Source organism: Phenylobacterium sp., from assembly GCF_030646615.1.
In the GTDB taxonomy this organism is placed as follows: domain Bacteria; phylum Pseudomonadota; class Alphaproteobacteria; order Caulobacterales; family Caulobacteraceae; genus Phenylobacterium.
This window is the reverse complement of record NZ_JAUSLG010000052.1, coordinates 15,814-30,429: the sequence shown is the minus strand read 5'-3', so window position 1 is coordinate 30,429 and position 14,616 is coordinate 15,814. Positions and strand designations below refer to the sequence as shown.

Sequence of the window (14,616 nt, the reverse complement as noted above, 5' to 3'; positions counted from 1 at the left end):
GTACTTCTTCGCCGTCGCACCGCCAGACTTCGCCAGCGTCATCGTGATCGCCGCCGTCAACGTCGTCTTGCCATGGTCAACGTGACCAATCGTGCCGATGTTGCAATGCGGCTTATTACGTTCAAACTTCTCTTTGGCCATCTGGTCCTGCCGGCGATGCGCGCAAGGCGCTCTTGTAAAAGGTGTCGGTTATTGGAGCGGGTAGCGGGAATCGAACCCGCATCCTCAGCTTGGAAGGCTGCTGCACTACCATTGTGCTATACCCGCGCCGAAGGATGCGGGGGCGCCGCAATACTCCTTTTCGAACCGAGGCGTGGTGGGGGAAGTAGGACTCGAACCTACGAAGGCGTACGCCAGCGGATTTACAGTCCGCCCCCTTTGCCACTCGGGACATTCCCCCGCGCGCTCGGAACCGCTTTGAGCCCTGAACAAATTCCTTCCGCTCGGGGTTGCGGCCTCTGCTAGAAGCATCGCCAACACCCCCGGAACGGGCGGAGACCTGTCCCGGCCTCAAAATGGAGCGCGTCTTATAGTGTCGTCGATCCGGGAACGCAACGCGCCCCGAACCAAGCGTCGGAATGGGCCACAAACCCCTTCTCCCACAAGGGCTGAAGCCCCGTCCGCCGCCTGGTTCTGGGGCTGGCACGCCGTGCTGGCCGCCCTCGAAAATCCCTTGAGAGCCCCACCGGAGCGAATCCTCGCCACCGCCGAGCGGGCCGCCGATCTGGCCAAACGCTTTCCCGATCTCGCCATCGAGGTGGCTGACGCCCAGCGCCTGGGCAATCTGCTGCCGGGCGCCGTGCACCAGGGCGTGGCCCTGCGTCCCGGCGAACTGCCCGAGGTGGATCTGGAGAGCTTCGAGGCCCGGCCCGGCGCCGTGCTGATGATGCTGGACCAGGTCACCGACCCGCAGAATGTCGGCGCCATCCTGCGTTCGGCCGCCGCCTTCGGCTGCGTCGGCGTCATCCTGCAGGACCGCAATGCGCCGCAACTGACCGGCGCCCTGGCCAAGGCCGCCGTCGGCGCGGTCGACAAGATCCCGGTGGCCCGGGTGGTGAACCTGTCCCGCGCCCTGGACGCCCTGGCCGATATGGGCTGGCGGGCGGTGGGCCTGGACGGCGAGGCCAAGGTCAACCTGGACCAGGCCATGGACGGCTCCCCCAGCGTCCTGGTCATGGGATCGGAGGGGGCGGGCCTGCGGCGGCTGGTGGCCGAGCATTGCGACGTGCTGGCCAAGATCCCCATGCCCGGTGGATTTGAGAGCCTGAATGTGTCGGCCGCCGCGGCCATCGCCCTCTATGAGGCGTCCCGTCCTCGCCCCTAAGGCGAAGCTTGTTCGCGCCGGCCGATTCCCAGCTTTGATTTCACCGTTATGTCGTGATCTGGTAGTTAACCATAGGCGCGATATTGAAGTCAGACACGGGTACGGGGGACGTCCCATGGCGATCAGGACCATCAGGCGGACGCTTGGCGAGCAGGGCCTTGGGCTCTTGGCGACGGCGGGCTTGCTCGCCGTCGTCGGCTGCAGCGCCCCTTCCGGCCCCCCGGCCCAGAGCAGCGACTATTACGCCGAGGCGCCCCCGCCGCCGCCGCCTCTGATGGGCGCAGCGCCAGGCTCGGCCGACGACGGAACCGGGCTGATGGGCGGCCCGCCCCCGCCGGCCGACGTTTCCCAGTCGGCCCTCACCTCGGCCCAGGCGCGTAACGACGCCGTGGTGCGCTTCCGCCGCGCCGACGGCATGCTCGTCACCACCATGCGGCCGGTGGCCAATCCCGAGGACATGGACCCGGCCGAACGCCAGCGCGTCTATGGCGCCGCCAGCGCCCAGGCCCCGGCCCAGCCCCGCCCCCGGGCCTATAGCGCTGACGCCCGGGTCGCGCCCGCTCCCAGCCCCGCCATCACCCCGGCCACGCCTCAGGTCGCACAGCGCGTGACCCCAGCGCCGAAGCCCCCCGCGACGGGTCCGATCGCCAAGGCGCCCCAACCCAAGCTCGCGCCGACCCCGACCCCAGCTGCGCCCACGGCCAGCGCCCCGGCGCCCAGCACTGCGGCCCCCAACGCTGCGGCCGAAGCCGAAGCCGGCGAAAAGAGGACCGGCGGGGTCTTCAGCTTCCTGGAGCGGTTCAAGTTCTGGGACCGCGAAGTCACCCCGCCCGACGCCGGCCAAGCCGCCGAGCAGGCGGGCCAGGCCGCGCAACAGGCCGGCGATCTGGCCGATCAGGCTGTCGAGGCCGCCCGCACGGCGGCCGATGACGCCGGCGCCGCGGCCGAGCAGGATGGGCTGTCGACCCGTAGCATCCTCCTGGCCCTGGCCGTTCTGGCTGCGGTCCTGATCCTGGCCGCCATCTCCCGCAACGCCACCTCGCGCAGGCAGGCCCAGCGTCGGCGACGCTTCCAGACCTATGGCTATGGTGCGAACGAGAGCCATGACGATCACGACGATGATCGCGGGCCGGGTCTGGCCGCCCCCCTCGCCGCCGCGGCGGCCGGGGCGGTGGCCGCCACGGCCTACGCCCATCATCGCGAAAAGGCGGACGATGAGGCCGAAGCCAAGGCCGAGGCCGAGCCTGAACGTGAGCCCGAGCCTGCCTAGCGGGATGCGATCAGGCGGAATGCCTGGCCTGTGATCAGGCTCGATCTCCTCAAATTTGAGCGCGTTTCAACCGCAGGACTGGATTCCGGTCCTGCGGAACGCGCTCTGCGGCAGCCTATAAAGATTCTATAGTCGACCTTGAGAATAGGCGTTGCGGCGGCCCTGGGCCTGTCGCATTGAGGCGACCATGTTTGAGTCATTGCTCGCCGAATACGGCCCCGCCCTAACCGCCCTTTTCCAGGTCCTTTTGATCGACCTCGTCCTGGCCGGCGACAACGCCGTCGCCGTGGGCCTGGCGGCCGGCGCCCTGCCCGCCGACCAGCGCAAGAAGGCCATCCTCTATGGCCTGATCGCCGCCGTGATCATGCGGATCGGCTTTGCGCTGATCACCACACAACTGCTCGGCATCATCGGCCTGTTGTTCGCCGGCGGACTGCTGCTGCTGTGGGTCTGCTGGAAAATGTGGAAGGAACTGCGCGAGCAGGCCGTCCATGACGAGGCCGACGCCGAGGCCGTGCTCGATGGCGATCCGACCACCGAGCCGACGGCCCGACCGGTCAAGAGCTTCCGGGCCGCCTTCGTCCAGATCCTGATCGCCGACCTGTCCATGTCGCTGGACAATGTGCTGGCCGTGGCGGGCGCAGCCCGCGAGCACCCGGGCATCCTGGTCTTCGGCCTGATCCTCTCCATCGCCCTGATGGGCGTCGCCGCCAGCTACATCGCCAGCCTGCTGCACAAGTACCGGTGGATCGGCTATATCGGCTTGGCCGTGGTGCTTTACGTCGCCCTGTCCATGGTCTGGGAAGGCCATCGCAACGCCGTCGTGAAGCTCGACAATGTGGACTCCTACAACGCGGTGATGCCAGGCTTCCTGGACATCTCGCCCGAAGAGGCGGCAGAACACCGCCTCCACTAGAGCGTTTCCCGATAAGTGCGCCGCGGTTATCGGATCAAGAAATGCTCTCACTCTAAGAGATAAGGTCCGGGCGTTCGCGCCTGGGCCCTTCCCTTTGGCCGGAGCGCAGTATGGCGGGCTACAAGGCGCGACTGAGCGAAGACCTTGATCGCTGGATCAACCAGGGTCTGGTCGATCCAGCGTCCCGCCAGCCCATCCTGGACAGCGTGGCCGAGGCCCGCCGCCTCGACGCCGGGATCGCCCTGGCGGTCATGGGCACCATCCTCGCCGGCCTCGCCGCCATCGCCTTCGTCGCCGCCAATTGGGACGCCATTCCCCGCCTGGCGCGCTTCGCCCTGATCCTCAGCATCTTCGCCGCTGTCTGCGCCGGCGCCGGCTGGGCCGCCCTGCGCGGACGCCCTCTGGTGCGGGACGTGCTGCTGGGGGTGGCTGCGCTGATCTATGCCGGCGCCATCGGCCTGACCGGGCAGATCTTCGACCTGGCCGGCGATCCGCAGGCCGCCCTGCGCGGGGCGGGCCTGGCGGCGGCGCTGCTGGCCCTGGCCGGCCGCGCCAATGCAGCCGCCATCGTGTCGGTAGCCCTGATCGCGCTGGGCGATTTCGCCGGACCTGAAGGCCTGTTCGGACTGCAGCTTCGCTGGCTGGCCATCGCGGCCCCGGCCGGCGTGCTGCTGGCCCTGGCCTGGCATAGCCGCAGCCTGGCCCACCTGGCGGGGCCGGCCATGGTGGTCGGCTGGCTGTTCGCCGCGCCGGATATCCAGCCTGAGGCCTATCTCGCCCTGGCCGCCGCCTTCGCCATCGCCGCGGGCGCCAGCCGCTGGGCCAGCGAACGCGACCTGCGGGCGGCCGGCGTCATCTATGCCTGGATGGTGGCCGGCGCCCTGCTCGCCTTCGCCGTCGCGGGCTTCGCCGACGAAACCCTGGGCCTGGTCCATCGCCTGGCCTGGCTGATTCTGTCGGGCGCCGTGGTCGCCCTGGGCCTCCATGACCGGATCGGCGCCGTCACTGCCGCAGGAGTCCTGGCGGCCATCGGGGCCGTCAGCGCCATCCTGATGGACCTGGGCCTCGGCCTCATGACGGCGGCCGGCGTCTTCGCCGGCTGTGCGGTTCTGGCGCTCGTGGCCGGGGGCCTGCTTCGCCGCGGGAGGGCCAAGGCATGAACCGGATTTCGAGCCCAAGGGCGCTGGTCCTGCGGATCGGCCTGGTGGCGACCCTGCTGATCCTGGCCCTGATCGGCCTGCTGGTGCGCGAGGACCGGGCACGGGCCACAGGCCAGGAGGTCCGGCTGGCCATGGAGGCGGTCGATCCCCGCAGCCTGCTCAGCGGCCACTATGCGGCCCTGCAGCTGACCGAGGCCCTGCCGCCTGGCCAGGACTGCCCGCCGGATCTGGAGGCCCACTACGGTGGCGACGAGAGCTGGGTGGCCCTGTCGCCCAGCCCGGAGGGCCATCACCGGGTGACGGGGGCCGGCGCCAGCCGCGAGGCCGCCCTGCGCCATGGCCCGGTGGCGGTGCGCGGCGACGCCCACTGCCGCCAGGCGTTCGCAGCGCCGCCGCCAGTCCCTGAGGACGGCGCGCCACTGGAAGACGACCGGGTGCGCGACAGCTTCGTCACCCTGGATGTCGGCGTCGACCGCTTCTATGCCGACCAGGACGAGGCCGTCGCCCTGGAAGAGTCCCTGCGCGCGGCCGGCCAGCCGGGCGGCCCCGCCGCCTTCGCCATCGTCTCCATCGGCCAGGATGGCCGCGCCCGCCTCCGGGGCGTCGAGGTCGACGGGACCCGCGCAGACCTGAACTGGTTCTAAGTCCATGAATTCGCCCAAGCGCGACGTCGCCGTCATCGGCGGCGGACCGGCCGGTCTGATGGCCGCCGAAACGCTCGCCGCGCAAGGCCTGTCGGTGGATGTCTATGAGCGCATGCCGAGCCTGGGGCGGCGCTTCCTGATGGCCGGTCGCGGCGGCCTCAATCTCACCCATTCCGAGTCCCTGACGGACTTCGTCGCCCGCTATGGCGAGGCCCGCGACCCGCTCGGCGGTATCCTCGCGGCGTTTGATCCCCAGGCCCTGCGCGCCTGGGCCGAGGCTCTGGGCCAGGACACCTTCGTCGGCTCCAGCGGCCGGGTGTTTCCCCGCGCCCTGAAGGCCTCGCCCCTGCTGCGGGCATGGCTCGGCCGGCTGGACGCTGCAGGCGTGCGTTTTCACCTGCGTCACGACTGGTCCGGCTGGGGCGCAGACGGCGCCCTGAGGTTCGCCACGCCTGCGGGCGAGGTGGAGGCCCGGCCCGCCGCCACGGTGCTGGCCCTGGGCGGCGCGAGCTGGCCGCGGCTCGGGGCCACTGGCGCCTGGGCGGACGCCTTGAGGGACGTCGGCGCGCCGCTGGCGCCCTTCGCCCCGGCCAATATGGGCGTGCTGGCGCAGTGGAGCCCGGATTTCACCGCGCGCTTCGCCGGCGCGCCGCTCAAGGCCGTGGCGCTCACCTTTGGCGAACAGACCATCCGCGGCGAGGCCCTGGTGGCCGCCTATGGCCTGGAAGGCGGCGGGATCTACGCCCTGTCCGGCGACATCCGCCGCGCCCTGGCGACCGGCGGCCAGGGGCAGTTGCGCATCGACCTGCGGCCGGACATGCGCCGGGGCGACCTGGCCTCCCGCCTCATCGGCGGCCGGGCCGGCGACAGCCTGTCCAACCGCCTGCGCAAGATGCTGAAGCTGGCGCCCGTGGAGATCGGCCTTTTACGGGAAGCCTTCGGCGCCGGCCTGCCCCGCAGCCCGGTGGGTCTGGCTGAAGCGATCAAGGCGGTTCCCGTGAGCCTGACCGGCGTGGCGGGCCTGGACCGCGCCATCTCCAGCGCCGGGGGGCTGAGGTTCGAGGGCCTGGACGAACGCCTGATGGTCAAGGCGCGCCCGAGCGTCTTCGCCGCCGGCGAGATGCTGGACTGGGAGGCGCCGACGGGGGGCTACCTGCTGCAGGCCAGCTTCGCCACCGGCCGGGCCGCGGCGCTAGGGGCGATCGACTGGTTGGCTGAGCGAGGCTAGGCGGGCTCGGCCTCCGCGCCGCCGAAGCGTTCGCGCCATTCCTCGACCTGCGCGTCCTCGATCTTGCGGAACAGGACGTCCGGCGCCGCGACCTTCGTCCCCCGCGCCAACAGGTTCAGCAGGGCTGCGCCGTCGCCTTGCGGCCAGCGCCCCGGGAAGGCCTCGCCCACGCCGCCGGCGATCTTCTCGGCGGCGAACGGGATGAAGGGCTCGGACACCTTGGCGAACAGCGCCACCAGGTTGAGGCCGGTGCGGACGGCGACGGCGGCGCGATCCCGGTCGGTCTTGATGGCGGTCCAGGGCGCGGCCTCGGTCAGGTACTGGTTGCCCAGCACCCAGAGCTGGCGCAGGGCCTGGGCAGACTTGCGCATTTCCATGGCTTCCATCAGCTCGGTGAGTTCGGCAAGCTTGGCGGTCACATCGGCGGCCAGCCTGATCTCCAGCTCCCCGGGCTCACCGCCGTCGGGCACGACGCCCTCGAAGCGGGTCTCGGTGAACTTCAGGATGCGGTTGACGAAATTGCCCAGAACGTCGGCCAGGTCGGCGTTCACCTGCACCTGGAACTGCTCCCAGGTGAAGGTGGCGTCAGACCCTTCCGGCGCATTGGCGACCACCCACCACCGCCAGTAGTCGGCGGGCAGCAGGTCCAGGGCCTGATCCATAAACACGCCGCGCTTCTGCGAGGTGGAGAACTTGCCGCCGTAATAGTCGAGCCAGTTGAAGCCCTTGAGCCGGTCCACCAGCTTCCAGGGCGCATTGTTGACCGCCCGCCATGAGCCGTCGGGACCGCGCTGCTCATTGGCGCCGATCAGGGTGCAGGGGAAGCCGACGGTGTGGAAGGGCACGTTGTCCTTGCCCATGAATTCCACATAGGTGACGTCGGCGGCCAGAGGCTGGCGCCACCAGCGTTCCCACTCAGCCTCCTCGGCCACGCCCCGGCCTTCAGTCGCAGCCTTGGCGTCCGCCCATTCCCAGGTGGCGCCGATATATTCGATGGGGGCGTCGAACCAGACATAGAAGACCTTGCCGGCCAGGCCTTCCACATCCGGCGTGGCGCCGTCGGGATTGGGGCCCCAGTCGGCGGCGTTGACCGGCACGCCCCATTCAAGGTCGCGGGTGATGCCCCGATCCTGCAGGCCTTCGTCGAGCCATTTCAGCGCAATCGAGGTGACCAGCAGCGGCCAGTCGCCCTTCTTGCCGTCGATCCAGGCCCGCAGCTTGTCGGAGAACAGGCTCTGGCGAAGGAACAGGTGCTTGGACGGGCGAATCTCGATGTCGTCCGAGCCCGACACCGCCGAACGCGGGGCGATCAGGTCGGCGGGATCGAGCACCCGGGTGCAGTTCTCGCACTGGTCGCCGCGGGCGGCCGTATAGCCGCAGTGCGGGCAGGTGCCGATCACATAGCGGTCAGGCAGGAAGCGCTTGTCGGCGTTGGAATAGACCTGCTGGGTGACCTTCTCCTCGATGAGGCCGGCCTCCCACAGGGTCTGGGCGAAGCGCTGGGTGAGCTTGTGGTTCTGCGGCGAGGATGAGCGGCCGAAATGGTCCCAGGAGAGGCCGAACTTCGCGCCAAGCTCGGCCTGGACCTCATGCTGCTGGGCGCAGAAGGTCGCCGGATCGACGCCCGCCTCGGCCGCCGCCAGCTCGGTGGGCGTGCCGTGTTCGTCAGTGGCGCAGATATAGAGGGTCTCGCGGCCCCGGGACCGCTGGAACCGCGCATAGACGTCGGCCGGCAACATGGAGCCCGCGAGCGTCCCCAGGTGCTTGATCCCGTTGATGTAGGGCAAGGCCGAGGTGATGAGGATGCGGGACATGGGGCGCCGGTTCGTATGTGAGGGGTCGTGAGGGCGGGCTTATATGGCGCCGCGTCCAGCTTGCCAAAAGCCATGGCCGCGGCGGCGCATCTCAGACCCGGATCGGCCCCTTGAAGATGAACAGCGCCCCGGCCGCGATCAGGCCAAAGCCGATGGCGTGGTTCCAGGTGAATCGCTCCCCGAGATACATCACCGAGAAGACGGCGAAGACGGCGAGCGTGATCACCTCCTGCATCGTCTTCAGTTCGGCGGGGGAATAGACGCTGCGGCCCATGCGGTTGGCGGGCACGGCCAGGCAGTACTCGAAGAAGGCGATCCCCCAGCTCACCAGGATGATGATCCACAGCGGCCGATGCTCCACCTTCAGGTGGCCGTACCAGGCGAACGTCATGAATATGTTGGAAAACACCAGCAGAACGACAGGAGCGGCGAACGCCATCAGGGGCGTCAGGCCAGGCGCCAGGGTCGGGGGCATTGCAAGGCTCCAGGACAATCGGCGCCGAATGGGCTCTTAACCCCCGCGCCATCGGCCTTATAAGCTGAGGTTGGGCTGATCAGGGAGAAGGTGATGCGGGCTTGGGGTATGAAGACGGGACTGGCTGCGGTCGGCGTGGCGACCCTGCTGGGCCTCGGCGCCTGCGGCCAGGGGGAAGGCGCCAACGACACGGTGCGGATCTACAACTGGTCGGACTATATCGACCCCCAGCTGCTGGAGGCCTTCACCAGCGATACCGGCCTGAAGATCGTCTACGACACCTTCGATTCCAACGAGGTGCTGGAGACCAAGATGCTCCAGGGCGGCACCGGCTATGACGTGGTCACGCCGTCCAACCACAACATCCCGCGCTATATCGAGGCCGGCGCCCTCGCCGAACTCGACAAGTCCAAGCTGACCAATATCGGCAATCTGTCGCCGAAGATCATGGCCTATATGGAGCCCTTTGATCCGGGCGGCCGATACACCGTGCCCTATATGTGGGGCACCATCGGCATCGGCTTCAATCCGCAGATGGTCGCTGAACGCCTGCCCGGCGTGACCATCGATTCCTGGGACGTGCTGTTCAAGCCCGAGAACATGGCCCGGCTGGCCGACTGCGGCGTCCACTTCCTGGACGCCTCGGAAGACATGTACGCCGTGGCCCTGAACTATCTGGGCAAGGATCCCAATTCGACGAGCGTGGCCGACTATGAGGCCGCCACCGAGATGCTGATGGCCGTGCGGCCCCATGTGCGGAAGTTTCATTCCTCGGAATACGTCAACGGCCTGGCCAATGGGGATATCTGCGTGGCCATCGGCTATTCCGGCGACATCTTCCAGGCCGCCGACCGGGCCGAGGAAGCCGGCGCCGGCGTCGAGGTGGACTATGTGATCCCGCGCGAAGGCAGCCAGGTCTGGTTCGACGTCTTCGCCATCCCCGTGGACGCGCCCAATCCGGACGCGGCCTATGCCTTCCTGGACTTCATGCTGCGCCCCGACGTGATCGCCACGGCCTCAAACTACACCGCCTACGCCAACGCCAACGAACCGGCCACCGCCCTGGTGGACGCCGAGGTGCGGGACGATCCGCGCATCTATCCCAGCGACGAGGTGATGGGCCGGCTGTTCGTGACCACGTCCAAGGGCCAGAACCTGGTCCGCGAGGTGAACCGGCTGTGGACCCGGGTCCAGACGGGCCAGTGACGGGTCCCGCGCCGATCAGGGAGCTCGACCTTTCGTGAACGCCAAGCCGCGTTTGAACATCGGCGCGGTGCGGTCGAGCTTCGCCCCCTGGGCGGATCCCTTGGCCAAGCCGCTGGTCCGCTTCGACCAGGTGACCAAGCGCTTCGGCGGCGAGACCGCCGTCGATGCGGTGTCCCTGGACATCTATGAGGGCGAGTTCTTCGCCCTGCTGGGGCCGTCCGGCTGCGGCAAGACCACCCTGATGCGCATGCTGGCGGGCTTCGAGGAGCCAGACGCCGGACGCATCACCCTGGCCGGGCAGGACCTGGCGGGCCAGCCGCCACACCTGCGGCCGGTCAACATGATGTTCCAGTCCTACGCCCTCTTCCCGCATCTGAGCGTCGCCCAGAACATCGCCTTTGGCCTGCGCCAACAGAAGAGGCCCAAGGACGAGGTCGCCGCCCGGGTGGACGAGATGCTGGCCCTGGTGCGCCTGGAGGGCCTGGCCCATCGCAAGCCTCACCAGCTGTCCGGCGGCCAGAGGCAGCGGGTGGCGCTGGCCCGCGCCATTGCGCCCAAGCCCAAGATGCTGCTGCTGGACGAGCCCCTGGGCGCCCTGGACCGCAAGCTGCGCGAAGAGACCCAGTTCGAGCTGATGGCCCTGCAGCAGCGGCTGGGCATGACCTTCCTGATCGTCACCCATGACCAGGAAGAGGCGATGATCACCGCCGACCGCATCGCCGTGATGCGGGCCGGCCAGCTGGCGCAGATCGGCCGCCCGGCCGAGGTCTATGAGGCGCCCAATTCCCGCTATGTGGCCGACTTCATCGGCGACGTGAACCTCTTCGAGGCCCGGGTCACCGAAGACGACGGCGACATCATCCGCCTGGCCAGCCCTGAGGCGCCGGGCGGCCTGGAGGCCATCGAGGACGACGAAGTGCCCGTGGGCTCCACCGCCTGGCTGGCGGTGCGGCCGGAAAAGATGCGGGTGCATCTCGATCCGCCGCCGCCCGGCCCCAACCGCCTGGAGGGCCAGGTGGCCGACATCGGCTATCTGGGGGACTGGACGACCTATCTGGTGGAGCTGCCTGGCGGCCGCACCATCCGGGCGGCCCGGGCCAACGCCAGCCGCGTTGTGGACCGCCCCGTCGACTGGGACGACAAGGTCTGGCTGACCTTCGCGCCGGATTCCGCCGTGGTCCTCACCCGATGACCGCGACGGGCGCCCCGCGCCCACGACGCCCCTGGAGACGGTTGGGACGCCCCCGGGGAAACCCGAGCTGGGAGGCCCGCGCGGCCTTCCTGCCCTATCTGTGGCTGGGGCTGTTCTTCCTTGCGCCCTTCCTGCTGGTGGCCAAGCTGTCCCTGTCGGACGTGGTCCTGGCCATTCCGCCCTATGCCCCCAGGCTCGACTGGGGCGCAGGCCTTGCGGGCCTCGCCGCCTTCGTCCAGGCCCTGGACTTCGAGGCCTATGCCCGCATGGGCCAGGACGGGCTCTATCTGGCGGCCTATCTCTCCAGCCTGAAGTTCGCCGCCGTGGCGACCCTGATCCTGCTGCTGACCGGCTACCCGCTGGCCTATGGCATGGCTAGGTGCCGCCCCAGCGTGCGCCAAGCCCTGCTGATGGCGGTGATCCTGCCCTTCTGGACGAGCTTCCTGATCCGGGTCTATGCCTGGATCGCCATCCTCAAGCCCGCCGGCCTGCTGAACATGGCGCTGTCCCAGGTGGGCCTGCCGCCGGTGGACATCCTCAACACCGACACGGCGGTCTATATCGGCCTGGTCTACGCCTATCTGCCCTTCATGGTGCTGCCGCTCTATGCGGTGCTGGAGCGGCAGGATGACAGCCTGCTGGAGGCCGCCGCCGACCTCGGCTGTACGCCGTTCCAGACCTTCTGGCGCGTGACCTTCCCCCTCTCCCTGCCTGGCGTGGCGGCCGGCGCCCTGCTCTGCTTCATTCCCATGGTCGGCGAGTTCGTGATCCCCGACCTGCTGGGCGGCTCGGGCACCCTGATGCTGGGCAAGACCATCTGGACGGAGTTCTTCTCCAACCGCGACTGGCCGGCCGCCAGCGCCGTGGCCATCGTGCTGCTGGCCACCCTGGTGATCCCGATCGTGCTGTTCCAGCGCCAGCAGACCAAGCTGATGGAGCAGCGCTGATGCGGCGGGGACCCAGCCCCTTCAACATCGCCGCCATCACCCTGGGCATGGGCTTCCTGTACCTGCCCATCGTCCTGCTGGTGATCTATTCGTTCAATGACAGCCGGCTGGTGACGGTCTGGGGCGGCTTCTCGACGCGGTGGTACGCGAGCCTCTTCCAGAACCAACAGCTCCTGGCCGCAGCCTGGGTGACCCTGCGGGTGGCCTTCGTCTCGGCGACCCTGGCCACCATACTGGGCGCGCTGGCCGCGCTTGGCCTGGTGCGGGCCGGCCGCTTCCGGGGCCGCACCCTGTTTTCCAGCATGACCTATGCGCCCCTGGTCATGCCCGAAGTGATCCTGGGCCTGTCGCTGCTGCTGCTGTTCGTCTCGGTGGGCCTGCCGCGGGGCTTCTGGACGGTGACGATCGCCCACACCACGCTCACCCTCTGCTACGCCACCGTGGTGGTGCAGGCCCGCCTGGTCTCGTTCGACGAGGCCCTGGAGGAGGCCGCCCGCGACCTGGGCGCCCCGCCCTGGAAGGCCTTCGTCCTGGTGACCCTGCCCAATATCGCCCCGGCCGTGGCCGCGGCCTGGATGCTGGCCTTCACCCTGTCGCTGGACGACCTGGTCATCGCCAGCTTCACCACCGGCCCCGGCGCCACCACCCTGCCGATCCGCATCTACAGCGCTGTGCGCCTGGGCGTCAGCCCGGAGATCAACGCCATCTCGACCCTGCTGATCGGCCTGGTGGCCACCGGGGTGATCGCCGTCTATCTGCTGAACATGCGCAGGCGGACGGCCGGGGCCTGATGTGTCATAGGTGGGACGGTCCTGGAATCAGGGGGCCTTCACGCTGCGATGACCCCATGAAGCCGCCGACCAAGAGACTGTCCGACCTGAAGCCGCCAGCCCCGCCGATGGATGTCTATGCGCCGCCTAAGCCGCGGGTGTCGCGCCAGAAACCCGGCAAGGTGCTCAGCGCCGCCGAACGGGCCGCCTTCCTGGCCGCCCGCCCCGACCTCGACGCCGGACCGAAAAAATGAGCGACAGCCCCGCCGACGACGGCCCTGAGGACGAGACCCCGATCCAGCGCGCCCTGCGCCTGAAGAAGGCCGCCCTCGACGCCAAGCCCAAGCCGCCCCGCGGCGGGCGTTTCCAGCGCGAGCAGGCCGCCGCCCACCAGTCCTCGTCCAAGTCCAAGCCCTGGATGGGTCGCTAGAGCGCGTTCCGATAAGTGGGAACCGGTTATCGGAACAAGACGCGCTCAAGACTCAGAGTTTAGAGCCTTCCAGGTCAGGGCCGCGCCCAGACCTCGATGTGATGGCGGCGGTCGACCCGCGCCTGCCGCGGCGTTCCGATCGCCGACAGCCCGTTCCGCGCCAGCAGGTCGTCAGCCCAGCGGCGGTCCTCCGCGGAAAGCGCGCCAAGCGCCGCCTCGGTCCGCTGCACCATGTAGAGCAGATAGGGCTGCACCCCGACCTCGTCGGGAACCCCGCGATAGCGGCCGGCCGCCTGGCCGATCGTCCGCTGGTGCGGCTTGGCGCTGACCGGATCGCCGTCTACGGGCGCCAGCCGTTGGTAATGATCCTCCAGCGCGGCCAGCTTGGCGCCGAGCTCGGCCCCCATCTCCGCCCCCATCTCGGCCACAAGCCCCTCCAGGGTGTCCAGCGCGGCGTCGCCGGCCAGCCAGCCCTCGGCCTCCGGCATGTCCGGGATGTCCAGGTCCGGCGCATGCAAGCGCTCGATCCAGCGGAAGACAGCCGGGGCCAGGCGCTTCATGAGGTCGGCTGGTACCGGATCGCGGCCCAGATGGGCGAACAGCGGGCCGAACAGGCCATAGTCCCCGATGCTCGGCCGGCCGCCGAACAGATAGGGATGCACCGACAGGTGCGCCTCAAGCGCAGCCAGCAGATCGCCGTAGCCCTGCTCGATCAGCGGGATGGTGTCGGGCCGCACGCCCAGGCCGGGCAGATAGCTCTGCATCTTGCGCATCGCCCCGCGGCTGGGATCGTCTTGGGCCCCCGATACGCCGAAGGCATGGTCCAGGAAGGCCGCCTGGACGTCGTAATAGCTCCAGCGATAGTGCATGGCCGTCCGCAACAGGCCCTGCGAGCCGAACAGCTGGAAGAGGTGGGCCAGGAACCGCTGGCGCGGGCTTTCGGGATAGGCGCTCAGCGCCGGGCCCACCCGTTCGAAGTGGTCGATGATGTCGACGCTGTCCTGGACGATCTCGCCCTGGGGCGTCACCAGCACCGGGATGATCGAGCGGCCGATGGCCGGCATGACCTGAGCCCGATATTCCGGCGCCCTGGGCGAGCGTTCGGCGAAGGTGATCCCCTGCTTGCGCAGATAGGCCCGGGCCGGCCCGGTATAGAGCGAATGCGGCAGGCCATAGAGGATGTAGGGCGCGTCGGTCATGGGGCGACCATAGGCGCCCGTTCGCCGCTGGCCACTGGAAA

General features: G+C 69.1%; 16 protein-coding genes and 2 tRNA genes. 12 read left to right on the top strand and 6 right to left on the bottom strand.

The annotated features are described in order from the left end of the window. The 3 genes from Q7S93_RS09190 to Q7S93_RS09180 form a co-directional block, all read right to left on the bottom strand. On the bottom strand, positions 1-141 hold a 141-nt coding region (locus Q7S93_RS09190), incomplete at its 3' end, for a GTP-binding protein (RefSeq protein ID WP_296514694.1). Between the two features lie 52 nt (positions 142-193). Further along, positions 194-267: transfer RNA gene (locus Q7S93_RS09185), tRNA-Gly, on the bottom strand. Between the two features lie 47 nt (positions 268-314). Continuing rightward, a tRNA-Tyr gene (locus tag Q7S93_RS09180) sits at positions 315-400 on the bottom strand. 132 nt (positions 401-532) lie between these two features. Here Q7S93_RS09180 and rlmB point away from each other — a divergent pair. From rlmB to Q7S93_RS09150, 6 genes are all read left to right on the top strand, one after another. Further along, positions 533-1,324 (top strand): 23S rRNA (guanosine(2251)-2'-O)-methyltransferase RlmB, encoded by a 792-nt coding sequence (gene rlmB, locus Q7S93_RS09175; protein ID WP_304713585.1) that lies wholly within the window; start codon positions 533-535, stop codon positions 1,322-1,324. Positions 1,325-1,439: 115 nt separating this feature from the next. After that, positions 1,440-2,594: a hypothetical protein gene (locus Q7S93_RS09170; RefSeq protein ID WP_304713584.1), complete on the top strand. Its 1,155-nt coding sequence runs from the start codon at positions 1,440-1,442 to the stop codon at positions 2,592-2,594. A 187-nt stretch (positions 2,595-2,781) separates the two neighbouring features. Then, positions 2,782-3,510: a TerC family protein gene (locus Q7S93_RS09165; RefSeq protein WP_304713583.1), complete on the top strand. Its 729-nt coding sequence runs from the start codon at positions 2,782-2,784 to the stop codon at positions 3,508-3,510. Between the two features lie 110 nt (positions 3,511-3,620). Then, a complete protein-coding gene (locus Q7S93_RS09160; protein ID WP_304713582.1) occupies positions 3,621-4,670 on the top strand; it encodes a DUF2157 domain-containing protein in 1,050 nt (349 codons plus the stop codon). Further along, a complete protein-coding gene (locus tag Q7S93_RS09155) occupies positions 4,667-5,314 on the top strand; it encodes a GDYXXLXY domain-containing protein (protein ID WP_304713581.1) in 648 nt (215 codons plus the stop codon). The genes Q7S93_RS09160 and Q7S93_RS09155 overlap by 4 nt, the downstream gene beginning before the upstream one ends. Positions 5,315-5,318: 4 nt before the next feature. Next, positions 5,319-6,542, top strand: a complete 1,224-nt coding sequence (locus tag Q7S93_RS09150; RefSeq protein WP_304713580.1) for a TIGR03862 family flavoprotein — start codon at positions 5,319-5,321, stop codon at positions 6,540-6,542. Here Q7S93_RS09150 and metG read toward each other — a convergent pair. Both metG and Q7S93_RS09140 read right to left on the bottom strand, forming a co-directional pair. Further along, on the bottom strand, positions 6,539-8,356 hold the full coding sequence (metG, locus tag Q7S93_RS09145) for a methionine--tRNA ligase (RefSeq protein WP_304713579.1): 1,818 nt from the start codon (positions 8,354-8,356) through the stop codon (positions 6,539-6,541). The genes Q7S93_RS09150 and metG overlap by 4 nt on opposite strands. A 91-nt stretch (positions 8,357-8,447) precedes the next feature. Further along, a complete protein-coding gene (locus Q7S93_RS09140) occupies positions 8,448-8,831 on the bottom strand; it encodes a DMT family protein (RefSeq protein ID WP_304713578.1) in 384 nt (127 codons plus the stop codon). A gap of 93 nt (positions 8,832-8,924) precedes the next feature. Here Q7S93_RS09140 and Q7S93_RS09135 point away from each other — a divergent pair, with 93 nt between their 5' ends. Genes Q7S93_RS09135 through Q7S93_RS09110 form a run of 6 tightly spaced genes read left to right on the top strand, consistent with a single transcriptional unit; the run spans position 8,925 to position 13,376 of the window. Beyond that, complete coding sequence (locus Q7S93_RS09135) at positions 8,925-10,037, top strand: polyamine ABC transporter substrate-binding protein (protein ID WP_304713577.1); 1,113 nt, start codon at positions 8,925-8,927, stop codon at positions 10,035-10,037. A gap of 34 nt (positions 10,038-10,071) precedes the next feature. Then, a complete protein-coding gene (locus Q7S93_RS09130) occupies positions 10,072-11,229 on the top strand; it encodes an ABC transporter ATP-binding protein (RefSeq protein WP_304713576.1) in 1,158 nt (385 codons plus the stop codon). A 41-nt stretch (positions 11,230-11,270) separates the two neighbouring features. After that, on the top strand, positions 11,271-12,176 hold the full coding sequence (locus tag Q7S93_RS09125; RefSeq protein WP_304713575.1) for an ABC transporter permease subunit: 906 nt from the start codon (positions 11,271-11,273) through the stop codon (positions 12,174-12,176). Next, positions 12,176-12,967 (top strand): ABC transporter permease, encoded by a 792-nt coding sequence (locus Q7S93_RS09120; protein ID WP_304713574.1) that lies wholly within the window; start codon positions 12,176-12,178, stop codon positions 12,965-12,967. Before Q7S93_RS09125 ends, Q7S93_RS09120 begins: the two co-directional genes overlap by 1 nt. A gap of 56 nt (positions 12,968-13,023) precedes the next feature. Then, positions 13,024-13,200 (top strand): hypothetical protein, encoded by a 177-nt coding sequence (locus Q7S93_RS09115; RefSeq protein ID WP_304713573.1) that lies wholly within the window; start codon positions 13,024-13,026, stop codon positions 13,198-13,200. Next, a complete protein-coding gene (locus Q7S93_RS09110; RefSeq protein WP_304713572.1) occupies positions 13,197-13,376 on the top strand; it encodes a hypothetical protein in 180 nt (59 codons plus the stop codon). Before Q7S93_RS09115 ends, Q7S93_RS09110 begins: the two co-directional genes overlap by 4 nt. Before the next feature lie 74 nt (positions 13,377-13,450). Here Q7S93_RS09110 and Q7S93_RS09105 read toward each other — a convergent pair whose 3' ends face one another. After that, positions 13,451-14,575: a glutathione S-transferase family protein gene (locus Q7S93_RS09105; protein WP_304713571.1), complete on the bottom strand. Its 1,125-nt coding sequence runs from the start codon at positions 14,573-14,575 to the stop codon at positions 13,451-13,453. Between the last annotated feature and the right edge of the window lie 41 nt (positions 14,576-14,616).